At 34.5% G+C, this 22,826-nt stretch carries 19 protein-coding genes; 8 read left to right on the top strand and 11 right to left on the bottom strand.

Translation table 11 applies throughout. The features are described 5' to 3' along the window. Positions 1 to 94 precede the first annotated feature (94 nt). Positions 95 to 646 (top strand): heme NO-binding domain-containing protein, encoded by a 552-nt coding sequence (locus BZG02_RS07665; RefSeq protein ID WP_101260829.1) that lies wholly within the window; start codon positions 95 to 97, stop codon positions 644 to 646. On the opposite strand, the gene BZG02_RS07660 is transcribed toward BZG02_RS07665, so the two are convergent. The 6 genes from BZG02_RS07660 to ligA form a co-directional block, all read right to left on the bottom strand. Then, positions 638 to 2,059: a COG3014 family protein gene (locus BZG02_RS07660; RefSeq protein ID WP_101260828.1), complete on the bottom strand. Its 1,422-nt coding sequence runs from the start codon at positions 2,057 to 2,059 to the stop codon at positions 638 to 640. The genes BZG02_RS07665 and BZG02_RS07660 overlap by 9 nt on opposite strands. Before the next feature lie 57 nt (positions 2,060 to 2,116). Then, on the bottom strand, positions 2,117 to 2,701 hold the full coding sequence (locus BZG02_RS07655; protein ID WP_101260947.1) for a penicillin-binding protein activator LpoB: 585 nt from the start codon (positions 2,699 to 2,701) through the stop codon (positions 2,117 to 2,119). A gap of 86 nt (positions 2,702 to 2,787) precedes the next feature. Further along, positions 2,788 to 3,672 carry a 4-hydroxy-tetrahydrodipicolinate synthase gene (gene dapA, locus BZG02_RS07650; RefSeq protein WP_101260827.1) on the bottom strand — a complete coding sequence of 295 codons (885 nt, stop codon included), beginning with the start codon at positions 3,670 to 3,672 and terminating at the stop codon, positions 2,788 to 2,790. Between the two features lie 5 nt (positions 3,673 to 3,677). After that, positions 3,678 to 4,217 carry a DUF6913 domain-containing protein gene (locus BZG02_RS07645; protein ID WP_101260826.1) on the bottom strand — a complete coding sequence of 180 codons (540 nt, stop codon included), beginning with the start codon at positions 4,215 to 4,217 and terminating at the stop codon, positions 3,678 to 3,680. A gap of 109 nt (positions 4,218 to 4,326) precedes the next feature. Further along, complete coding sequence (locus BZG02_RS07640; protein WP_101260825.1) at positions 4,327 to 4,914, bottom strand: exonuclease domain-containing protein; 588 nt, start codon at positions 4,912 to 4,914, stop codon at positions 4,327 to 4,329. A gap of 113 nt (positions 4,915 to 5,027) precedes the next feature. Continuing rightward, complete coding sequence (gene ligA, locus BZG02_RS07635; protein ID WP_101260824.1) at positions 5,028 to 7,043, bottom strand: NAD-dependent DNA ligase LigA; 2,016 nt, start codon at positions 7,041 to 7,043, stop codon at positions 5,028 to 5,030. Between the two features lie 350 nt (positions 7,044 to 7,393). Here ligA and BZG02_RS07630 point away from each other — a divergent pair, with 350 nt between their 5' ends. The 6 genes from BZG02_RS07630 (at position 7,394) to BZG02_RS07605 (ending at position 15,665) form a co-directional block, all read left to right on the top strand. Further along, complete coding sequence (locus BZG02_RS07630; RefSeq protein WP_101260823.1) at positions 7,394 to 9,826, top strand: sensor histidine kinase; 2,433 nt, start codon at positions 7,394 to 7,396, stop codon at positions 9,824 to 9,826. A 273-nt stretch (positions 9,827 to 10,099) separates the two neighbouring features. After that, positions 10,100 to 10,444, top strand: coding sequence for a LiaF transmembrane domain-containing protein (locus tag BZG02_RS07625; RefSeq protein ID WP_101260822.1), 345 nt, complete (start codon positions 10,100 to 10,102; stop codon positions 10,442 to 10,444). Between the two features lie 25 nt (positions 10,445 to 10,469). After that, the gene (locus BZG02_RS07620; RefSeq protein ID WP_101260821.1) at positions 10,470 to 11,186 is read left to right on the top strand and encodes a LiaF transmembrane domain-containing protein; all 717 of its coding nucleotides are present in this window, start codon (positions 10,470 to 10,472) and stop codon (positions 11,184 to 11,186) included. Between the two features lie 5 nt (positions 11,187 to 11,191). Continuing rightward, positions 11,192 to 12,241 carry a sensor histidine kinase gene (locus tag BZG02_RS07615; RefSeq protein ID WP_101260820.1) on the top strand — a complete coding sequence of 350 codons (1,050 nt, stop codon included), beginning with the start codon at positions 11,192 to 11,194 and terminating at the stop codon, positions 12,239 to 12,241. Between the two features lie 3 nt (positions 12,242 to 12,244). Further along, positions 12,245 to 12,997, top strand: coding sequence for a LytR/AlgR family response regulator transcription factor (locus tag BZG02_RS07610; RefSeq protein ID WP_101260819.1), 753 nt, complete (start codon positions 12,245 to 12,247; stop codon positions 12,995 to 12,997). A gap of 283 nt (positions 12,998 to 13,280) precedes the next feature. Beyond that, positions 13,281 to 15,665: a TonB-dependent receptor gene (locus tag BZG02_RS07605; RefSeq protein ID WP_101260818.1), complete on the top strand. Its 2,385-nt coding sequence runs from the start codon at positions 13,281 to 13,283 to the stop codon at positions 15,663 to 15,665. A 121-nt stretch (positions 15,666 to 15,786) separates the two neighbouring features. Here BZG02_RS07605 and BZG02_RS07600 read toward each other — a convergent pair whose 3' ends face one another. Next, entirely contained in the window at positions 15,787 to 18,366 is a 2,580-nt protein-coding gene (locus BZG02_RS07600; RefSeq protein WP_101260817.1) for a T9SS type A sorting domain-containing protein, read from the bottom strand. A 524-nt stretch (positions 18,367 to 18,890) separates the two neighbouring features. Here BZG02_RS07600 and BZG02_RS20795 point away from each other — a divergent pair. Next, on the top strand, positions 18,891 to 19,055 hold the full coding sequence (locus BZG02_RS20795; protein WP_180335662.1) for a hypothetical protein: 165 nt from the start codon (positions 18,891 to 18,893) through the stop codon (positions 19,053 to 19,055). 75 nt (positions 19,056 to 19,130) lie between these two features. Here the strand turns inward: BZG02_RS20795 and BZG02_RS07590 are convergent, their stop codons facing one another. The 4 genes from BZG02_RS07590 to BZG02_RS07575 all read right to left on the bottom strand — a co-directional run bounded on the left by BZG02_RS07590 (position 19,131) and on the right by BZG02_RS07575 (position 22,580). Continuing rightward, positions 19,131 to 20,126 (bottom strand): succinylglutamate desuccinylase/aspartoacylase family protein, encoded by a 996-nt coding sequence (locus tag BZG02_RS07590; protein ID WP_180335661.1) that lies wholly within the window; start codon positions 20,124 to 20,126, stop codon positions 19,131 to 19,133. Beyond that, complete coding sequence (gene rimK, locus BZG02_RS07585; protein ID WP_101260816.1) at positions 20,116 to 20,991, bottom strand: 30S ribosomal protein S6--L-glutamate ligase; 876 nt, start codon at positions 20,989 to 20,991, stop codon at positions 20,116 to 20,118. Before rimK ends, BZG02_RS07590 begins: the two co-directional genes overlap by 11 nt. A 38-nt stretch (positions 20,992 to 21,029) precedes the next feature. Continuing rightward, positions 21,030 to 21,470, bottom strand: coding sequence for an ATP-dependent zinc protease family protein (locus tag BZG02_RS07580; RefSeq protein WP_101260815.1), 441 nt, complete (start codon positions 21,468 to 21,470; stop codon positions 21,030 to 21,032). Positions 21,471 to 21,743: 273 nt separating this feature from the next. Then, positions 21,744 to 22,580: a mechanosensitive ion channel family protein gene (locus tag BZG02_RS07575; protein ID WP_218972180.1), complete on the bottom strand. Its 837-nt coding sequence runs from the start codon at positions 22,578 to 22,580 to the stop codon at positions 21,744 to 21,746. Positions 22,581 to 22,826 lie beyond the last annotated feature (246 nt).

Raw genomic sequence — 22,826 nt, 5'->3', positions numbered from 1 at the left:
TTTTTTTCTCATTCGTTACTAAATACATTAAATATAGTGTGCTTATTATAAAGTGCGATGTGTATTTCTGTAACTATTTAAAAGCGGAAGAAAAATGAAGGGGATATTTTTTACAGAATTTTTGGAAATGATAGAGAAGGATTATGGCCTTAGTCTGGCCGAAAAAATCATTTCCGATTTAGGTGTTGGTAATAACGGAGTTTACGAAGCTATCGCAGATTATCCTTACAATCAGTTTGTGGAAATGTGTGATTTGTTGAGTTTCGAGTTGCGGATTTCGGTTTCTGATGTGGTCAAGAATTTTGGAGAGTACCTTTTTTCCCGTCTAGTAATTTTGTTTCGACCTAGCTTTGCCGGAAACAGTAATATATTCGATTTTTTGGGAAAGATGGATGAATTTATGCACGGGAAAATTCAAGAAAACTTTATGCAAGTCGATATTCCACACTTTCGGGCAATTAAAATAAACGACTCTACTTTTCAAATGAGCTTCCAAACCGAAAAAATATTAGTCGATTTAGCCATTGGATTATTTATGGGATGTCAGAGGTTTTTTAACGAAGAACTTACATTAAGTACAGAGTGTATTTCAGAAAAAAATAAATTGGTTTGTTTTACACTTTCTAAAAGTGAAGTGTTAGTGTGACTCCATATTGTGAAAAGTAAAATATTTTGTTTTTCCTGCTTCTACATCAATATCAAATTCTTGATCTTTACTTCCTTCGTTCGGAGAATTTACGCTAAGTGTAATACTATGTTTTCCCTCTTTCAATCGAACTCTTGTGTAATGAATGGAGCTTGGTAAGGTTTGCCAATTTCTGGTGTCGGCCTTTTCTGTAACGGCATTAAAAATGCTTACTAGTGCACCTATATTTTGATCCTTACTTCTGGTGTAGCTTTCTATGGCTTGTTTCGTTGCAAGGCGAAGTAATGAGTTAGCCATTTCGCGAACCATGCGGTCTTTAAGCGTTTTAAAGGCTATGGCGTTGATATCTTCTCCTTTATCCAAAGCATAGCTAAGCGAATCATTTACAGTAACCTTCGCATTAGTATAGTAGGGTACTCGCTCTTCATATTTTGGAAAAGCCACGCGCACAAAATCCAAATCACTAAACGAATTTTGAGTTTGTCGGTCCATATTTCCTACAAAAAATGGCAAGGTAATGTTCTCTTCACTATTCGCCATGGTAAGGTAACCATCACGACCAGTTATAGTGCTAAAATTAATACTCCATTCTGCTTTTACCGGACCAAGACCCGATAACCAAATAATAATTACATCCCCCTCGTTCTTGTTTGCCTTTTGATAATCAAAACCAAATTGATTCCGATACAACTCATAATCTTGCATCAAGCCAGTTTCATAGGCAGTTCGAAGCAAATCCTCTTTCAATTGTCGAGGGGCTGGTGTATTAAAGTTTTTCAGGTAATTGTCTTCGTAAATTTTTAGGGCATTTCTATAAGCAATAAAGGCATTATTCGAATCTCCCGATGAGTCGTAAATTAATCCCATTAAAGTGTGAGCGAATGCATCATCGCTATATCTGTTTTGATAATTTTTGGGATACTTGTCGTTCAGAGCGTACAGTTTCTCATTTACTCTTCTGCATTCCACCAAAGCGGCTTCGGTATTTCCCATTTCCAAATAGCTTAACGCTTTGTAGAAATTTAGCATTACATTTTCAAAATCTTCTGGCACATAAGGTTTAGCCATCGGACTGGTAATAAGAGCCAATGCTTCCGAGCCAATACTCTTTCGTTGATCCTCAATATATAGGTCTGCTTCGTTAAAGTAGTCGGTTGCCGCAACATAGTCTTGTTGCATCCACGATAAAGTTCCCTTATTGAGCAAAAACAAGGCTTTATTTTTGTTACGATTGCTCTTTTTATCCTTATCCAATACTTTTTCGGCATTAGCTATATCTCCTTGCAAAAAATAGCTGTTAAAAGCTTCGTTTTGCATGTAATAGGTAGCACAACCAGAAAATAGAAGAAGGAATCCAAATAAAAATACAGGTAGTAATTTTTTGGATATATGTAAGGATAGCTTTTGATTCATCGACAAAGAATAAAGAAATTCAGGAAGCCAATTAGTGGCTTCCTGTTTAGTACTAATTTATTTATTAATGTATTTTTTAATTTTCTTATCGCCCATCCAAACTAGCTCACTAGTTTCAACATTAGTTAATTCAAGGTTTAATTGATAGTAACGAAGATTTTCCTTTTTGTAGCTATCTATAATTGAATTAATATCGCCTTGAAGAATGAAGTCTGCACCTAGTTCTTGTCCCCATTTTTTCAAACTTGCTTTCGATGCAAAATCTTGTTGGTCAGCACGTTCTTGGCGAAGAGCTTCTCTTTTTGCTCCAGCTTGTACTAAACGTACTCTACCATCATTTAAAATGGCTTTTTCGATATCTTTAATGTAAGTATCAGAATCGATGTGCTCTGAACTTTTATTGGTAATTAAACCAACAATAACCACAGGCTTACGATTAAATTCGTCCTCGTAATTCCCAATCCAGTTTTGAGATAATAATTGGTCTATTAATGCCTCCGCGGTAAGTTTTGAATCCGTATCGTTCCATCGGCCACTTAAATCAATCTGCTGATCAGGAGATACTCTGGTTACTTGTCTCGAACAAGAAACACCAGCTAATATAGCTAGCGAGAATACAAATAGGCGAAATGAATATTTCATAATATTTTTCATTTTTTTGTGTAAATAATATTCTAAATTATTAAGTTATTGTATTTAAAAAGCAAACAATTATTATGCCAATACAATTATAAATTGTCCACTATTTCCGATAATTTTTGATGATGTAAATCACTAATAGGGGTGAGTGGCAAACGTAAATGGTTTTCGCATAGGTTTTTCGAATTAAGAATTGCTTTTATTCCGGCAGGATTTCCCTCGGTAAAAATATTCTTAATTACATCGAATAACTTATAATGAATAGCAAGAGCCTCTTCGTTTTTTCCCTCTAAGGCTAATTTAACCATGCTACTCCATTCTTTTGGAAAGGCATTTCCCAACACCGAAATTACACCACATGCTCCCAGGGAAATTAGCGGATAAGTAATGGAATCGTCGCCAGATATCACTAGAAAATCGTTTGGTTTATCTTTAAGAATGCTCATAATCTGCTCCATATTTCCAGAGGCCTCCTTAATACCAATGATATTCTCAATTTTTGAAGCAAGTTTTAAACAGGTTTCGGCATTAATATTAACCCCAGTTCTACCAGGAACATTATATAGAATTACTGGAACAGGACTAACATTTGCTATTGCTTTATAGTGCAGAAATAATCCTTTCTGATTAGGTTTGTTGTAGTAGGGAGCTACAGATAGAATTGCATCAATCTCATCAAATTCCGAAAAATCTTCTATTTGTTGAACAATTGTTTGCGTGCAGTTTCCTCCAAATCCAACCACTAAAGGAACACGTTTTGCGTTCACTTCTATAATGTGATTGATCACTGAAAGTTTTTCATCGTCAGAAAGTGTGGCTACTTCGGCAGTGGTTCCCATCACTACCAAATAATTCACTCCATTTTCAATTTGAAAATCGACAATCTTACTTAGAGCATTATAATCAACACGACCATTTTTTTTAAATGGCGTTACAAGGGCTACTCCTGTTCCTCTAAATTTGTTAATTGTCATGCGTTCTACTTTTTAATTTGTGAAAGGTATTTTAAGCTTTCGCTGATCAGGTTTTCTATCGAACTATTTTTCCCCTGATCAATCATTAAATCCAAATGTTCACAATTATCTACCAACGAACCTACTTTACAAGCAGCAGCAGAAGTTTGAGTAATATATTTTATCGAAACATGTTCCGATTTTGTTAGAACAAAGAGCAAATCGAATTTAGTATTGGTGAACTCGATTAATTCGGGAATAATTGGTTCCCCGCTCCATTTTACATCTTTATTGGTATAGAAAACTATCTTTTGAGCGACACCAAAATCAGGTAGTTCGTCAGCATTAATCCAGCCTACAGCTTGCACCTTATAGCCTTTTTGTGCTAGGTCTTCGCTAAACTTTTTTGCGATAGTATGATTTTTTTCCTGAAGTGTATCGAATAGGATACCAATGCTTTTAGCACTGTCTAAATTATGAAATTCTTTCCGACGCGGATTTTTCTTTTGTTGGCTCTTTATTTTTAATCCGGCAAGCTGATTTTTAATATTCTGAAAAAAACTCATTTTATATGCTATCGTTAAGTTGTGGGCTGGCAATTACGGGTTGATTTGGCAAATATAATTTTAAATCACAAGTTATGAAAAAATTCATTTTGGGATTCATAAATTAAACTTATTTAATCTTTTTTGGAGCTTTGTAACCATTAATATTTAGTTTTCCTGGAGCAATGCGTATTTCTTGAGCTAAATCGGAAATATTTTTGGTATTCATTACTTCACATGCCTTTATAGCTATTTTAGCACAAGCCAAAGTATCCTCTAATGCATCGTGATGTCGAAGAGGAATATCGAAAAGGTGTGCCATGGTATTAAGTTTGTGGTTTGGCATGCTGGGCCAAATATTACGGCTGATTTGTACGGTACACATATAATCAAATTCCGGAAACGGAATGTTATAAGTTTCTAAACAAGCTCGAAGTACCGATACATCAAAGCTGGCATTATGAGCAATCACCATTTCGCCATGCAGGTAATCTTCTACTTCTTCCCAAATGTAATTGAAACTGGGTTGGTTAGCCACATCTTCCTCTGTAATTCCGTGAATACTAACATTCATCGGATGGAAGTACATTTCTGGTGGCGAAATCAACCATTCTTTACTTTCAACAATTACTCCATTTTTAACACGAACCAAACCAAGCGAACAAGCCGAATTGCGTTGTGCGTTTGCCGTTTCAAAATCTATAGCGGTAAAATTCATTTATTTAATGTTTAAAATGGTAAAAGTGTTAAGGTCGAAGAAATAACACTTAAATAGATAGAGCTAAACAGTCTAAAATAATGTATTTGTGATCCTAAAATTCTAATTGTGTGCTAACTGCTAACTCCAATCATTTCCAAAAATTTATCTTCTGTTATTATTTCAATACCCAATTTTTCGACTTTTTCTAATTTGCTGGGACCCACTTTTTCGCCTGCCAAAAGAAAGTTTGTTTTTTTCGATATGGAACCCACATTTTTACCGCCGTGTAGTTCTATCATTTCCTTTAGTTCGTCGCGGGAGTATTTCGAAAAACTTCCAGATATTACAATGGATAATCCTTCCAGTGTAGTGCTGGAATTCTCATTTTCAATAGGTTCCTTCTCTAGCTGTAAGCCAAATTCTTTTAGTTGAGTAATTAAATTCTGATGGTATTCGTTGGAGAAATACTCTACAATACTTTCGGCAATTTTGGTCCCGATTTCGTCTACTAAAATTAATTCTTCTAAAGTAGAAGCTGCTAATTTGTCGATAGAAGGAATTGCTTTGGCCAATTTTTTGGCTACTGTAATCCCAACATATCGAATTCCCAAAGCATATAAAACTCTTTCGTAAGGAACCAGTTTCGAATTTTCAATGCTAGTTAAAATTCTCTCTGCCGATTTATCGCCCATACGTTCTAAAGGAAGCATATCTTCTTTCGTTAGTCGGTATAAATCGGTAATGTTACCTAGTAATTTTTTCTGAAAAAGAAGATCGATTGTTTCTTCGCCCAGCCCATCTAAATCCATTGCTCTGCGGCTGATGAAATGTTCAATTTTCCCTTTTATCTGCGGAGGACATCCCATGTCGTTTGGACAGTAATGATTGGCTTCTCCTTCTTTTCGAACCAAAGGAGTTCCACATTCCGGACATGTGTTGATGTATTGAATTGCTTTTGCTTCCGCGGCTCTTTCCGACAGTTCTACGCCAACAATTTTTGGGATAATTTCGCCGCCTTTTTCTACATAAACTGTATCGTTTTCGTGCAAATCTAAATTTTGAATAATATCTGCATTGTGCAAAGAGGCTCTTTTTACAGTTGTTCCGGCTAACTGTACTGCAGTTAAATTGGCAACAGGGGTAATCGATCCCGTTCTTCCAACCTGATAAGTTACCTTTTCTAATTTAGTAGAAACTCTTTCGGCCTTGTATTTATAGGAGATCGCCCAGCGAGGCGATTTGGCGGTGAAACCAAGTTCTTCCTGCATATCCAACGAATTTACTTTAATAACAATACCATCAATTGGTACTGGCAAACTGTCGCGTTTTTCGTCCCATTCTTTAATAAATGCAATTACTTCGTCAATATTTTTGCAAAGCGCTGTGTTGGCAGGAATTTTAAATCCCCAATCCTTGGCGGCTAATAAATTGCCGAAATGATTTCTGCTTGGAATTTCTTTGCCCAACAAGTAGTAAAGGTAGCAATCGAGCTTTCGTTTGGCTACTATCGATGAGTTTTGCATTTTAAGTGTTCCCGAAGCTGCATTTCGGGGATTTGCAAAAGGAGCTTCTCCAATTTCTTCTCGTTCTTCGTTCAAGCTATTAAAGACTTCAAAAGGCATCAATATTTCGCCTCGTATCTCAAATTCTTCAGGATATGCGTTTCCGCTAAGTTGCAAAGGTACCGATCTTATGGTTTTTACATTGGCCGTAACATCATCTCCTCTAACACCATCTCCACGAGTAACCGCCTGAACTAATTTTCCATTTTTATAGGTTAAGGAAATAGAGGTTCCATCGTATTTCATTTCACAAACGTATTCTACATCGCCATCAATCAGCTTTTTAATTCTGTTCTCGAAATCGCGAATTTCTTCTTCCGAATAGGTGTTGCCCAGCGAAAGCATTGGGTATTTGTGTTCTACCTGATTAAATTCTAAATTAATATCGCTACCTACACGCTGTGTTGGTGAATTGGTATCCGTAAACTCGGGATACTGCTTTTCCAAAGCGATTAACTCATTTAAAAGCATATCAAAGTCGTAATCGCTGATACTTGGTTGTGATAAAACGTAATAATTGTGATTGTATGTATGTAATTGCTCTCGCAATTCTTCAATGCGTATTTTTGCTACTGCCTGATTCATAATCGTAAAGGTCTATCGTTGTTTGAATAGAAAATTTGTGATTGCTCTAATAAGCCTCAAATGGTAAAAATAGTAAAGCTTTCGCGGATTTAGCAAGTCTTGCCCCTTAATTTTTGCAAAGAATAAGCGAAGATTGATCCGTTTTGTTTCCTATGTAATTAGAGGTAATTAATCGTTTAGTTATACGCCTAATTGATTCATTATCTATTTTATAGCATTCCTTATGTGGAATAATTTTAAATTAGGACTTAATTTATGTATATTACTGTTTTAAAATAGGATCGAGTTTCACTTCTATTTTTTAAAAGTGTTTCCGTTTTGATAGTTAATTTGTTGTTTACGAGTGATATATGATACATCCCCAAGAAAAATCCAAGGAAGAATTAGTAAAAGAATTAACGGAATTGCAACAAAAGTATTCTTCTTTGAAGGAATCTGTTAAGGAGAATTTACTTATTCAAAAGCGTACCGAAAAAGCATTACGAAACAGCGAAGAGCGATTTAAATTGGCAATGGAGGCATCGAATGATGGTTTGTACGATTGGAATCTTGAAACTCAAAAAATTTACTATTCGCCAGGTTGGAAAAAAATGCTTGGTTACGAAGAACATGAATTAGTAAATGAAGTAAGTGTTTGGGAAGAATTAACGGACACCGAGGATGTGCGCACAACTTGGGGATTACTGGAAGGTTTAATGACCCGAAAAACGAATCGTTTTGTTTTGGAGTTTAAAATGCGTCATAAACAAGGCCATTGGGTAAATGTTCTTTCGCGGGGCGAGGCGTTTTATAATGATGAAGGCAAAGCAATTCGAATTATAGGTACTCATGTGAATATTACGGAGCGAAAGTTGGCAGAATTAAGTTTGCGCAATGAGAAAGAACAAATAAAAACCATTCTTAATTTGGTGGGCGATCCTATTTTTGTGAAAGACGACAATCATTGTATTGTTCTGGCTAATAGTGCCTTCTATAAAATCTTTAATTTAAAGGAAGAAGAAGTTCTTGGATATACTTTAAGCGAATCGGTTCCAAAAGATGAAAAAGAACATTTTCTTGCAGTTGATCGAAACGTGTTAGATGCTGGCATATCAGATTTGCGGGAAGAAAAAATGACAGTAGGTTCCATTTGTAGGACGATTATTACAAGAAAAACTCGTTTTATTGATACCGCTGGAAATAAATTCTTAGTAGGATCGATTCATGATATAACAGAACAAAAAAACATTTTAAATGCATTGGCCAAGAGTGAACATCGATTAAGTTTAGCTCTAGAAACTGGTTTAATTGGTGCTTGGGATCTTAATTTGCTTGATAAATCCTCGCGCAGAACTTTGATTCATGATCAGATATTCGGATATGAAAGTTTGTTACCTGAATGGACCTACGAAATGTTTTTGCAACATGTTTTCTTGGAGGATAAAGAATATGTTAACGAGGCATTCAAAGGGGCAATAGAATCTACTGAGGATTGGAGTTTCGAATGCCGGATAAATCGTTTTATTGATGGAGAATTGCGTTGGATAAAAGCTACAGGGAGGCATGTTTTAAATTTGGAGGGCGATACGACTTACTTAACAGGGATAGTACAGGATATTACAGATCTGAAGTCGGCGGAATTGGAATTAATAAAAGCGAAAGAAAGAGCGGAAGAAAACGAAGAAAAGTTTAGAGTATATAGTCAGTATTCGCCGGTTGCTATTTATACTACTGATAAAAATGGGAATTGTATTTATGCCAATAATAAATGGCTCGAAATTGCGGGCATGAGACTGCAGGAATGCCTTGGGAATGGGTGGATGAATTCACTTCATCCTGATGATAAGGATAGTGTTTTTGAGAATTGGAATAAATCAGTAAAGTCGCATGGTAGTTGGGCCTACGAATATCGTTTTGTTAGTAAGGAAGGGAAAATTACTCTTGTTGAGGGAAGTGCCAAACCATTATTTAATAAAGAAAATGAACTAATTGGATATTTGGGTTCGAATGTAGATATAACGGATCGAAAAAAGGCCGAATTGCTACTCCTCGAGAAAAATGAAGAATTAATTGTTGCAAAGGAAAAAGCAGAAGAAAGTGACCGTTTGAAATCAGCATTCTTAGCGAATATGAGTCACGAAATACGGACACCTATGAATAGTATTATGGGTTTTTCGGAGCTATTGCGGGAGCCCAATCTAACAGGTGAACAGCAACAAAAGTACGTGCGAATTATCAGCGAAAGCGGGGTGAGAATGCTAAATATTATTGATGATATTGTAGATATATCAAAAATTGAAGCAGGTTTAATGGAGCTTGAAATAGAAAAAATCAATGTAAATGAACAAATTGAATATATTCATTCTCTATTTAACCCAGAAGTAGCAGCAAAAGGAATGCAGTTTGGATTTAAGAAAGCATTGTCCGATAAAGAAGCTGTCATTGAAACCGACCAAGATAAGTTATTTGCGATATTAAGCAATTTGGTTAAAAATTCAATAAAATATTCCGAGAAAGGATCCATTAAACTAGGGTATGAGCTTATTAAAGAAGAAGATGGTGACCTTCTACAATTTTATGTGAAAGATACAGGCATAGGAATTTCAGAAGATAGGCAGGTGGCTATTTTTGAACGCTTTATTCAGGCGGATATTTTGGATAAAATGGCCCGTCAAGGAGCAGGACTCGGATTAGCAATTTCTAAATCGTACGTAGAAATGCTTGGAGGAAAAATTTGGGTGGAGAGTAAGCTTGGAAAAGGTTCGGGGTTTTATTTTTGTTTGCCATATAATATTAGAAGCTAAGGTTCAATCTTTATAAAGCTACGATGATAAAAAATAGTTACTGTATGTTAAGAATTAAAATTCCTAATGTAAGATGAAGGCAAAATGGAGATGATTGTAAACTGAGATTGAAAACTAGAATAGACAAAGACCATTTTAAATAGTGGTCTTTCTTTTTTTTAGCCTTTTACCGATTATTGAGCGCAATTAACCGATTTTGGCAAGTAAAAGCATGTTTGTTGAACTACTTTAGCAGTAGAAACAACGTAAAACTTAATCTTAAACAACAGTATTATGGATAAAAATAAGAAAAATAAAAGTCTATTTGTAGGCCTTTTACTAATAATAGTTGGACTTGTAATTGCTTTAGAGCGATTGAATTATCAATCTAATTTTATTGAAACTTATTTGTACCGATGGGAGTCTTTTTTAATTTTAGTTGGAGTGCTTCAGATTTTAGTTCGCAGAAAAGTTTTTGGAGGTTTAATGGCGGTTGCTGCGGGAGTTTATTTCCTAATGGATGATTTGTATTTTATTCCTGCCAGTTGGGACATATGGTTTTTCCCCATTCTACTTATCTTAGGAGGCATTGCATTTATTTTTGCTCCCGATTCACCATATTGCAGTAAAAATAAATAAATTCATAGCATTAAAATATATTATTATGAAATCAAATCATAAATCAAACACAAATAACCGAGCCATATTCGGAATTTTCTTAATCCTTTTTGGATGTTTACTAGTGCTTAAAAATTTAGATTTTATTCCTTACGAATTGCGCTATGTTATTTTTTCGTGGCCAATGTTGCTGTTTGGATTGGGAGCGCTTTTCTTTTTTGGGAAAGACGATAAAACCACTGGAATTGTGCTAATGGCAGTAGGAGGTGTGTTTTTAATGCCTATGATATTCGATTGGAGCTTTAATTGGCGAGGTTTATTTTGGCCGGTAATGTTAATTGTAATTGGAGTTGTAGTAATTCGAAAACGGAACGAAAGTGGTTTTGATAAGCAACGACCAGTAGAAGGATCAAATTCTGATTATATTGATGAGCTAAATGTATTTGGTGGAGGCGAAAAAGTGATCAATACCAAAAATTTTAGAGGCGGGAAAATTACTTGTGTTTTTGGAGGTACTGAATTAAATTTCACAAATGCTGATCTGGCCGAAGGCACAAATATAATTGATGTATTTACCATGTTTGGTGGCTGTGTTCTTGTGGTTCCATCCGATTGGGAGGTTAAGGTGGAAGTGTCTGCTATTTTGGGTGGTGTTTCCGACAAACGAATACCAACTACGAATTACATTGTAGAACCTAAAAAGGAATTAATTATTAAAGGCGTTGTGGCTTTGGGCGGATGTGAAATTAAATCCTATAAATAATTGTAATGCAACATCCTCTTTTAAAAAATCGTTTTGCCATTCCAATATATTTAGCATCTTGGTTGTTTTTTGCCACGCTGTTATTTGTTATTGGATGGTATTTTGAGGGGAGATTGCCTTACGATGCCTTTTTAAATGCTTTTAGTTTTTCTTTTCCGGTACTGATATTAGGAGCATGTATTTGGTTTGTTGTGATGTTTACCAGTATCGAAAGTCTTGGAGTTTTTGGTTTTCTTTTGCACCATTTAACAGCCGGACTAATTGTAGTTGGAATATGGGTTTCTTCAGCATACCAAATTCGAGTTTCATTGTTTGGTGGTTCCAGCGAAGGATTCGATTACTTAATACCGATACATTGGCAGATTCTGTTAGCTTTTGGAATGTATGATTATATTGTGATTGTGTACTATTTAATAATGTATTATCGTAATTTTCAGGATAAATTGGTGCACGAATCTGAATTAAAAGAGTTGGTGAAGGAAGCAGAACTAACAGCATTAAAATCTCAAATCAATCCACATTTCCTATTTAATAGTTTAAATTCAGTTAGTTCTTTAACTTTATCAAAACCAGAGTTGTCTCGAGAAATGCTGGTAAAATTGTCTACTTACCTGCGCTATTCGCTCGCTCAAGATTTAAAGGAGTTGAATAATTTGAGTAACGAATTAAGTAATATTCGTTTGTACATGGAAATAGAGAAAGTCCGATTTGGCGATCGTCTGCAACTTCATTTCGATCTTTCGAAGTATTGTGAAAACTTAAAAATTCCGAATTTAATTTTACAACCCTTATACGAAAATGCAATTAAATATGGAGTGCACGAAAGTCTCGAACCTGTTTGTGTTCATACTAAATGTAGTTTCGAGAACGATACTTTAAAAATTAGTATCAGTAATAATTTCGATCCGGAAGCTATTCCAACAAGAGGAAATGGAATAGGATTGCATAATATTCAGGAACGCTTAAATTTAATTTACGGTCGTGCCGATTTAATGAGAATTGTTAAAAGAGAGAATCAATTTACTGTTCACCTGGAATTTCCGCAAAGTTTATAAAATATGGAAGCAATTAAAGCAATAATTATTGATGACGAAAGCTTGGCAAGAGATCTGGTTCGAGCGTATTTGGGAGCATATCAAGAAATTAAAATTGTAGGGGAATACTCCGACGGATTTCAAGGCTTAAAAGCAATTAATGACTTGCAACCCGATTTGGTGTTTTTAGATGTTCAGATGCCAAAACTAACAGGTTTTGAGATGTTAGAATTACTTGATAAACCTTGTAATATTGTGTTTACCACTGCCTATAACGAATATGCAATTAAAGCTTTTGAGCACAATGCAATTGATTACTTACTAAAACCATTCTCGAATGAACGCTTTAATGACGCAGTGAGTAAAGTGAAGGATCGAATTTCTAATTCGGTGAAGAGTGAAGATCAAATTGAGAAAATTAAAAGCCATAACGATTCATCAGATGAGTTATTGACTCGGGTGGTTGTAAAATCAAGAAATAAAATTGATGTACTTGCTATTGATAAAATTAAATATTTTGAAGCGCAGGACGATTATGTGATGATTTATACCAATGAAGGCAAATATCTGAAGCAAAAAACGATGAAGTACTTTGAAAAGCATTTAGATTCTAATGAGTTTTGTCGTATTCATCGTACCTATTTGGTGAAGATTGATCAAATAGCCCAGTTGCAACCTTATGAGAAAGATCATTGGATTGTAATTTTAAAATCCGGTGAGAGTTTAAAAGTTAGTCGGAACGGATTTAAGGAATTAAAGCAACAATTGGAAATTTGAATCCTTACAATTTTAGGAGCTACAAAGCATCATCCGTAAAGGGATTGATGCTTTTTTTTTGTTAAATGTGATTTATATTAAATAGCCAGTGCTTTATTTCTGCTTAATGAAATAGGTGTTGATATGTGTATTTTGAACATGAATAGATGTAAACTGATGATAAACTGATCGTTTTTGTTTGCTAACAGCTGATTTTTTTTGCGTTTTTACATTGGTCTATAACATAAATTATATACTTTTGTTGAACCTATCATTAAGTACACTAACTAATCGAATACTACACATGAATTTAAAACGTAATTTCAGAAATGGATTATTACCGGTCTTCCTGTTTTTTTTAATTCCTGGCATGCAATCCTATGCTCAGGATAATCCAAAAACGCTAACCAATTCAAGCTTAAAGGGATTTGTAATAGAAAGTGGAGAGCAAAAGCCGTTGGAATATGCTACTGTTTCTATTTATTCATTACCCGATTCGGTATTGGTAAAAGGAACAATTACCAATAGAAAAGGAGAGTTTGAACTTATTGGATTAATGAGTTCTAGCTATTTTTATAAGTTGGAATATCTGGGCTTTGAAAGCTATAGCAGCGAGCCAGTTCTTTTAAAAGAGAACGAAAATTTATTTTTATCGAATCCACTTATTTTACATGCTAATACACAAAATTTATCGGAAGTGGAGGTGAATGGGAATCGTGATTTTTCTCGAGTTGAATTGGATAAAACGGTTTATAATGTTTCCAAATCGCCAGTTTCGGATGGAGGAACAATAAATGAAGTTTTAGCTACAATTCCTAAATTAAATGTTACTGCTTCTGGTGGAATTGAATTGCGAGGTAGCTCCGATGTAAAAATATTAATTGATGGAAAACTAAGTGGATTGTTAGGAATGAGCCCCGGAGATGTTCTAAGTAATATGCCTGCGGCAGATGTGGATCGAGTAGAAGTAATTACCAGTCCCTCTGCGAAATATGATGCTTCTGGTTCTGCTGGTATTGTGAATATTATTATGAAAAAAGAAAGAGCCAAAGGCTTTAATGGGAATGTTTCCGCTACCATTGGTACTATTAATAAACATTCGGGGCGCACTGCACTAAGTTTTCGGACCGGAAAGCTTAATTTCTCAGGCTCGTACAGCTACCAAAACGATTGGTCTGGAAGAGATTACAGTGTGATGCGATTCACTGAAATTGAAGATAATATCGAAATGTTGAATGTAAATGCGGATATTGATTTTGGGAATAGAAGCCACATTAGTCAAGTAGGAATGGATTATTTGATTAACGAGAAAAATACGTTTAGTCTTTCGCTAACCAATCGTAATGTGAAACAAAATTCGAATGGTGATTATAAATATTCTCGAAATTTAGCAACTAGTAGTGCTTCTCCTAATGAAACCTTACGGGAAAGTGCTGTAGATATCGACTTGGATTCATGGGTTTACAATGCTTCTTTTATTCATATGTTTGCAAAAAAAGGGCAGGAACTATCTATTGATGCTTCCTATACCAATAATGATGCAGAGAATTATGGGAATTATATAGAGTCGGGTTCAATGACCAATGATTTTTACGATTCGGATAGAGAGGAAGCGATTGTTCAATTGGATTACAAGCAACCAATAGGGGAAAGTGCATCTATTGAAACGGGTTATTTATTTCGAACTAATGAGATAAATTACAAGGAGCCAATTGATATTTCCACTGCTTTCAATTATAAAGAAAGTATTCAGGGCTTGTATTTTCTGTTTGGTGGAAAAAATGATCATTTTGGATATCAGTTAGGATTGCGTTCCGAGTATTCCGATATAAATACTAATGAGAACTATAAGGAGGATTATTTAGATTTTTTTCCCAGTATTCATCTTTCTTATCAATTATCGGACAATAAGCAATTACTGCTTACTTATTCAAAAATGATTTATCGCCCTGATTCTAGAATGGTAAATCCATTTCAGAATTTGCAGGATCCAGAAAATCAAAGATTAGGAACGAAAGATTTAGGAGCCTACTATACACATATGCCTGAGTTAACTTTCGTATACAAACGAGATAAGATTACTTATACCACCAATTTATATTATTTGTATAAGGATAATATTATCAATCAGTTTCGATGGGTGAAAGATGATGTCGCAATTGTAACATTCGAGAATTTAGGTAGTAAGCATTATGCAGGTATCGATTTTAATATGGAGACAAAGTTAAATGAGTGGTGGAGTGTAAATTCTTACTTGTCTGGTATTTACCAAAAGTTTACTTCGTCGAGTGAGGTGAGTTTTCCTACAAATGATGATTTTGGTTTTTTTGCAAAATTAACCTCAATCATGCGGATACCTAAATGGTTTACTTTTCAGTCTACTTTTCGTTACGAGACTGAAATGCCAGTTGCTCAAGGAAGTTACGATCCATGCTTTCATGCTGATTTTGCCTTCGGAAAAAGAATCATGAAAGGAAAAGCCAGTTTGTCTTTGTATATTTATGATGTTTTGAACAGTAATAAGTTCAATGTAAATACTTCGGGCGATCGATTTAAACAACGAATGAAATATAAATTTGAAAATAGAGTAGCTAATTTTACTTTTCGTTACTATTTTGGTAAAAAATACAATGTTTTAAAATCAAAAACACATAGCAATGGAGTTCAACACTCCGAGAAAGATATTTAATATTAATTATTAAATAGATATAAATTATACCAATTTAAAAAACCTCGTTCATGAACTGCACCCCAAAAGTTGGACACAACATTTGGGGTGTTTTTTATGGAAAAGAAAAACAAATTTAGTATTAGTTGATTACAATTTTTCTACTAATCAATTTTCCATTTGTTTGAATTTTTAATAGGTAAACTCCTTTGGGATATGATTGAACATCAATAATATATTTTGTCCTACGAATTTGTTTTTTGTAGATGATGGACCCACTTCGGTTGATGATTCTAAGAATTTTTTTGTGTTTACCTGGAAAATTTATAGTTAAAAAATTACTTGTTGGATTTGGATAAATACTGATGTTAGGAGCTTCTACTTCTTCGAAATCCTTAATTGCAGTAGTAGAAGCAACAGCAATGCTTACCTTCGTTTCTATGGAGTGCCCTCTTGCATCAAATGCACGATAGGTGAAAAAATCTTCTCCGCTAAAACCAGTATTCGGAATGTATTTAAAAGAACCATCTTCCTTTAGAAAAACGAATCCATTTTCGGTGAATCCCGATAATTCTGAATAAATTAAACTTCCATCAAAATCGAAATCATTAGCCAGCAAACCGTTTTTGGCTTCAATACTTAGAATTTTGTCCTGATTTATTTCATAGGAATCGACGTATGCTATGGGTACATTGTTGAATTCTGTTAGTCCATCTTTCGTAATATAATAGGACTGTTTTTTCACCTCCACATAATTGCTAGGAGTACCCCAACTCCATAAAAAACGGTTATTTCCTTCCAATAATACATTATTGTGAAGAATAGTAAGAGCAATACCATCCGAAATAGCTTCTTCGGTTTCTTTCGTCGATCTTTCATCATTCATCACTTTTGTATTAGCAGGATCTGTAATTTGTAACAAGGACCAAGGCAAGCGAATGTCTATAGAATCATTGGAAATAACTACGGCATCAAGACTAGATGGAGGCAATTCGGATCGTCTTGTTTTTAAATTACCAATGTATTGTACTTTAAGGGAACTGTTATTGTTTTTCCATCGCACTAAATTCCAAGGAGCACCATCAGTAGGAATGGAATGATATAGTTGTTTATCTTCAGATACTCCGTGCCAGATACCATATAAATCGTATGCTTGCGTTACGAATAGTTTGGCAGAGTCGCTGGTAATCTGTAAAGCAAATTCAGCCCTGTTAGTAATCGTTGTTCCGTTTGGTAAAATAGATTCCCCAAGAGTAGCATCGTAGGTATCAATGGCTACCCAAATGGTATCGATATTGGATAGTTCATTTTGCAACTTTAGGCGAAGCTTGAAATAGTCGAAATTTGCTGCAGACATAACTTTGGTAATGGGCTTATTTTTCCCGAAATTTTCAAGATCAGTGTAATGTGTTTCTGCTTGACGGAAAGCAATTAATCCATAATTTTGTTCTGCTGCGGTTACATTGTGCCATAAAATTCTTGCTTCCGGATTAAAATCAAATGGGTCCGTAATCCAAGTTCGTTTAAACCATTCATCAATCCATGAAAACTCAATTGCTCCAGCACAGTTGGCTTCTTTAATATTATCGAGTAATCTAAGAAAATTTAAACCTTGTTCTACTTCAGAATTACCCCCATGATTCATTCCGCTGGTGGAGCAGTAAGCGGCTCTCCAACTCGATGGAGTACCAATTTCTGCTATAAGTACAGGAAAATTTTGATAATGATTTTTCAAATCTGTAATATATCCTAAATAGCTATTGGATCCCCGAGTGTCAAAATATTGTTGATAAACAGGATCTTCACTAATAAAATTTGGATAGTATGGATAAGCATTATAGCTTAGAAAAAAACCTGCAGGTGCACCAGTTATATTTAAATTGGCAAGATCTATTGAGGACCTATCTTCCGAAGTTGTTTCAGTTGGATGCGTTAAGGGATCTAAAGTAGGCCAGTTGGAAACACTGACGGGACGCTCTGTATTGTAGTTAGTACGTTCGTATAGTACTAAAGATTCTAAATGGGAGCTTACCCACACTTCCGAAGGATTAGCGACGTTTAATTTAAAAATTTGTCCGACGAAAGAAGTTTGATCGGCATGATTTTTATTTGTTTTTTCTACTTCAGCAGGATGTATTTCTCTGGCAATAATATAGGATATAATCCAGGGAGAGATATCTGTAGAGTAGGTGCCATAAGCTTTTCCGAAACGATGTTCAATTCTTTTATTTCCATGAACACAATCAATAACATCCTCTATTTCTTGGGTAAAAACCTCATTTAATTGATGTAAATCGTTGTTGTAGTTTTCAATATTTTCATCGAGCCACACACCGTGCATTACAAACATAGGATTTGCTGGGTTGGTATCGTTAAATTCTTTTAAAGCTTCATAAAAACGAGGATAGTGCAGAGTGTAAAGTCGAATGCAATTAAAACCAACATCTTGCATGTCTGCAATCCAGCGTGAATATTGTTCTTTAGTAGCAGCCAGTTCTCCAGGAAATGTACCAGGAACAGAAACACCTAAATTGATTCCTTTTATAAAAAAAGGCACATAACATTCACCATTCCATACAGTTATATTTTGTTTGTTCACCGAAAAAGGGACCTGCAGTTTATTTGGATCTGAATTTGTCGCAATGGTAGCTAAAGGGGTTAATACTAAATTAACAAGTAGAATACAGATACTTAGATTAACGAACGAGTGAGTTTTTATCATTATGTGTTTTTTCGCAAAAAGTGCCTGAATTTACAAATAAATTAATGATAAGTGTTGCTAGATAGTTGTTTCCATAGAATATAAACACTTTCAATTTCTATCTTGTTATTTAGTTAATTATTATTTAACCCTAATAAGAATAAAATAATTCACTATTGACGTTAATTGCTATCTTTCTTAACCTCCTCTACTAATTTAAGAAAGCACGATTTACTATTGTTAAAATTGGTGTAGTTTTGTTATCCTTTTTTTTGTGCATCAGCTATTTTTTTTAATCGAAAGCAATTTATTGGCGCATCAGAATAAATATTAAATAGATAAAGGTATTAATGATATTTATCCCGAAATGATAAAAAGTTTACCCGAAGTAGAGATGTCTTATGATGGAGTTTGGGCATGGTTAATGCAAGGGGAGAAGTAACAAGTTGTATTCTTTGATTTCAATGGTATTGGCGAAATTCCAAGACATTCGCATGCTGCCCGTTGTGGAATAGTGATTGCAGGGGAAATGGATCTTAATATTGGTGGAGAACGAAAAAAAATATCGAAAAGGGGATTGTTACTATATTCCCGCAGGAGTTTTGTATGCCGCAAAATTTGTTGGTAGAACAATTATTATGGACTATGTTGCTGAAAAAGATTGGTATATCACTAAAAATAAATTTGCTTTTAAATACGAGAAGGAATAATATATTGGATTGGAGGAAATAAAAATCACAGCCAGTTATTGAAAACCAGCTGTGATGAATTATCTTTTTTGTAAGTTACTTTTCTAAATTTGTAGGTGAAGGAAGATTTGTTTTTGTTTTTTCTATTTCGAGACTAATATGAAATAAAGCATCTCCTTTGTGTACAATTGGCGCAGTGTTTACGCAAAAAACGTAACAATCAAACGGAGCAAATACTTTTTTCTCATACCCTCCGTATGGATCGGTTATCTCGCCAAGTATTTGTTTTTTAAGTACCCAACTGCCATTAGTTACCCGCAATTGAAACATGCCCGAATTAGATGCTCTTACCCATTGAGCTTTCGGAATTACAACTGGGTTATTCTTTAGTTCTGGCTCCTCATTTTGCAATCCTAAATATCTCATTACATTTAACGCACCTTCCACACCACAGTTAATCACATCCTTGTCCAAGTCGTTCGATTTTCCACCTTCGAATAGTAAAATTGTTTTCCCCAAATTATGAATGGTGTCACGCACTGATTTGGAGATGTACTCGGAATTCAAAATAAATGGAGCGTTGAAAATTTGTGCAAGCTTCAGGGATTTTTTTTCTTTAATAACACATCTAATTTGGGGGAAATTTGATCGGTCGGCACCACCGGAATGGAAATCGATCACGTAATCAACTTTCGGAGCAATTTCTTTGGTAAACCGATAGGCAAACTGGCTGGCAAGCGATCCATTTAAAAAACCAGGAAACATTCTATTCAAATCTCTTCCGTCGGGAAATTCTCTTCGTAGATTTAAGAATCCAAATACATTAAACACCGGAATACAAATGATCATTCCGGTTTTTGGTTTATTATATTTTTTTCGAATGATATCTCGAACAATAGCAACTCCATTTACTTCATCGCCATGCACGCCACCCATTAAAAGTAGGGTAGGTCCATCTTTTTTAGCTCGTTCTACAATTACAGGTACCTTAATGGTATTTCGGGTATGCAATTTTGCAACTTCCAATTCTAAGAAAGCACGCTCGCCTTTCTTAATTTCTTTTCCCAGAATAGTATACTTATTAGTCAACATTCCTTTCAATAAATCTAATTATTTGTTTTGCGATATCTTTCTTGGTAGCAAGTTCGATTCCTTCTAAACCAGGCGATGAATTTACTTCTAAAACTAAGGGTCCACTTGCAGATTGTAGCATATCTACACCAGCAATACCTAATCCCATTGCTTTGGCTGCTTTAATTGCAGTGTTTTCCTCTTCATCAGTCAATTCAATAATCGATGCAGAACCTCCTCGGTGCAAATTGGATCGAAATTCCCCTTTTAGAGCTTGTCTTTTCATTGCTCCAACTACTCGTCCATCTACTACAAAAGCTCTGATATCGGCACCTTTCGATTCTTCAATAAACTCTTGAGCAATTACACGTGCTTTAAGTCCGTTAAATGCTTCTATTACCGAAGTTGCTGCATTTTGAGTTTCTGCCAATACAACACCTAAACCTTGAGTTCCCTCTAAAAGCTTAAGCACTAAGGGAGTACCGCCAACCGATTGAATTACATGATTAACATCTTTTGTGTAGTTGGTAAATACGGTTCGAGGTAATCCTACTCCTGCACGAGAAAGTACTTGTAGGCTTCTTAATTTATCTCGTGATTTTATCAACGCTTCAGAGCCAACAGCAGTAAATGTTTTCATCATTTCAAATTGACGAACTACTGTCGATCCATAAAAGGTAACCGATGCACCAATTCGCGGAATAATAGCATCAACATTTTCAAGGTATGCACCATTAAAAAATATTTTCGGTCTTTTCTTTTCAATTTCAATAATGCATTTTAAATGATCTACTACATGAACTTCATGTCCTCGTTTTTCTGCTGCTTCAACTAATCTTTTTGTAGAATATAATTTAGGATTTCTTGATAAAATAACAATCTTCATAATTTGTAATTAACATTTATTGGATGGACTATAATTCGTTATTGTTGTTTTTGCTTCAATTTGAAAGAGATATTGCGTTTTGAAGTATCAACAATAAATTTTCCATTTAAAAGTTTTCTTCCGATTAAAATCGGATATTTCATTTCACTACGTTCGCTTAAGGAAAGTTCAATGGGGAACTCCTTATTAAATAATATGATAATAGTTTCAATTACAAAACGGGTTTCTGATTTCCCGAATGAATTTTTAACTCTTTTTCGCTTGAATTTTTTAACGGTAAATTCTTTTTCATTATAATCAGGATGCGAAGGATCTAAAAGTGTGAATTTTAGATGTTTTTCCGTTCCAACCTGCAATTCTTTAATTTGGTGGCAATGAATAGAAGATGTATATGCTCCAGTATCTACTTTTAAATCTATATCCGTTAAATGTAAATCTGGAAAGTCAGCTCGGTCAATTTTCCCAATGATTATTTTCATGTAATTATAATTTCTTTATTTTTATCGAAGGGAAGCACTATAAAATTTCTAAGATAGGAAATTAATTCCAAACGCTTTTTTCCTTTAATTTATCTTTCATATCTCTTTTTCTCCTTTTTTAAATTGGAGTAGAGCAATAGTACCGTAATTTTCCGCAAGGAGAAAAACTAGTTAGCTTGTATTTGTTACTTGAACAATTTGGCACTTTAAACCATCATTTTTTGTAAACCTAAATGGAAGGGAAATAAAGTGATAGGCAAGTTCAAGCTGTACTTACATATTATTTTTCATATGCACATCCAACTGATTAAAAGGAATAGTTATTTTTTTCTCAGCGAATTTTTTATTTATTATCAAACGAATATCGCTTTTTACTTTTCCTATTCTAAAGATGTTTTTACTGAAAAATAGCAATTCAAAATCCAAAGAGGAGGCACCAAAATTCGATAAACGTGCTTCAACCGATTGTCGTTCATCAATATCGGGATGTTCAAATGCACTTTCTTCCATGGTTTTAATCACTAAATCAACATCACTACCATAAGCAACTCCAACATTTATTCTAAATCGAGTTTTTTTAGATTGATGGCTCCAATTTATTACCTTATTGGTTGTTATTAGTGAGTTAGGAATTATAATAGAGATATCGTCGCGGTTCAAACCTTTCGAGGTACGTAATCCAATGCTTTGTATTTTTACAACATCTTCGTCAATCTCCAATACATCATCAATTTTTATCGAACGTTCCGAAAGAAGAATAATTCCAGATATAATGTCATTAAATGTTTGCTGTAATCCCAAACCAACACCAACTAGTAATGCTGCCGAACCAGCAATAAGTACGGTAACTTTTACATTTAAGCTCTCCAAAATTAAACCAATTGCTATTACCCAAATCACGTATTTTATGATTTGAAACAGTGCATAAGTATTGCCAGGATCAATCTTAGTTACATTGTGTTTGCGAAAAAGGGTTTTTCTTATTAAATAAAGACAAAATCTGGTCAACACATAAATAAGAAAGATACTTACCAAGGTAAGGACTCTGATTTTATGGTCGGCAATATTTATGAGTTCGAATTCTAATATTTTAGTAATTGTTTCCAGCATGCTTGATTTTCTTCGTAATTCAGTTTTTGAAAGAGCTTAATTTCGGAAATAAATTTCGCAAAAGAACTATAATTTTCTATATAATCGGCTATTGTTTCATTTTTTATTGAAAAGAATTACTTTTTCGGTTCGCAGGCGTTAAAATGAGGAACTAATAGTAACAATTTTAAAACTCGAAATATTGGTTCATGATTTATCAGAAGAAGTAGTTTAGAGAGGTGCTTATAGAGTGAATTATTTTATTAC

Source organism: Labilibaculum filiforme, from assembly GCF_002843315.1.
Classification (GTDB): Bacteria; Bacteroidota; Bacteroidia; order Bacteroidales; family Marinifilaceae; genus Labilibaculum; species Labilibaculum filiforme.
Note: the sequence above shows the minus strand (reverse complement) of the source record. Positions and strands in the feature narration are given on the sequence as shown.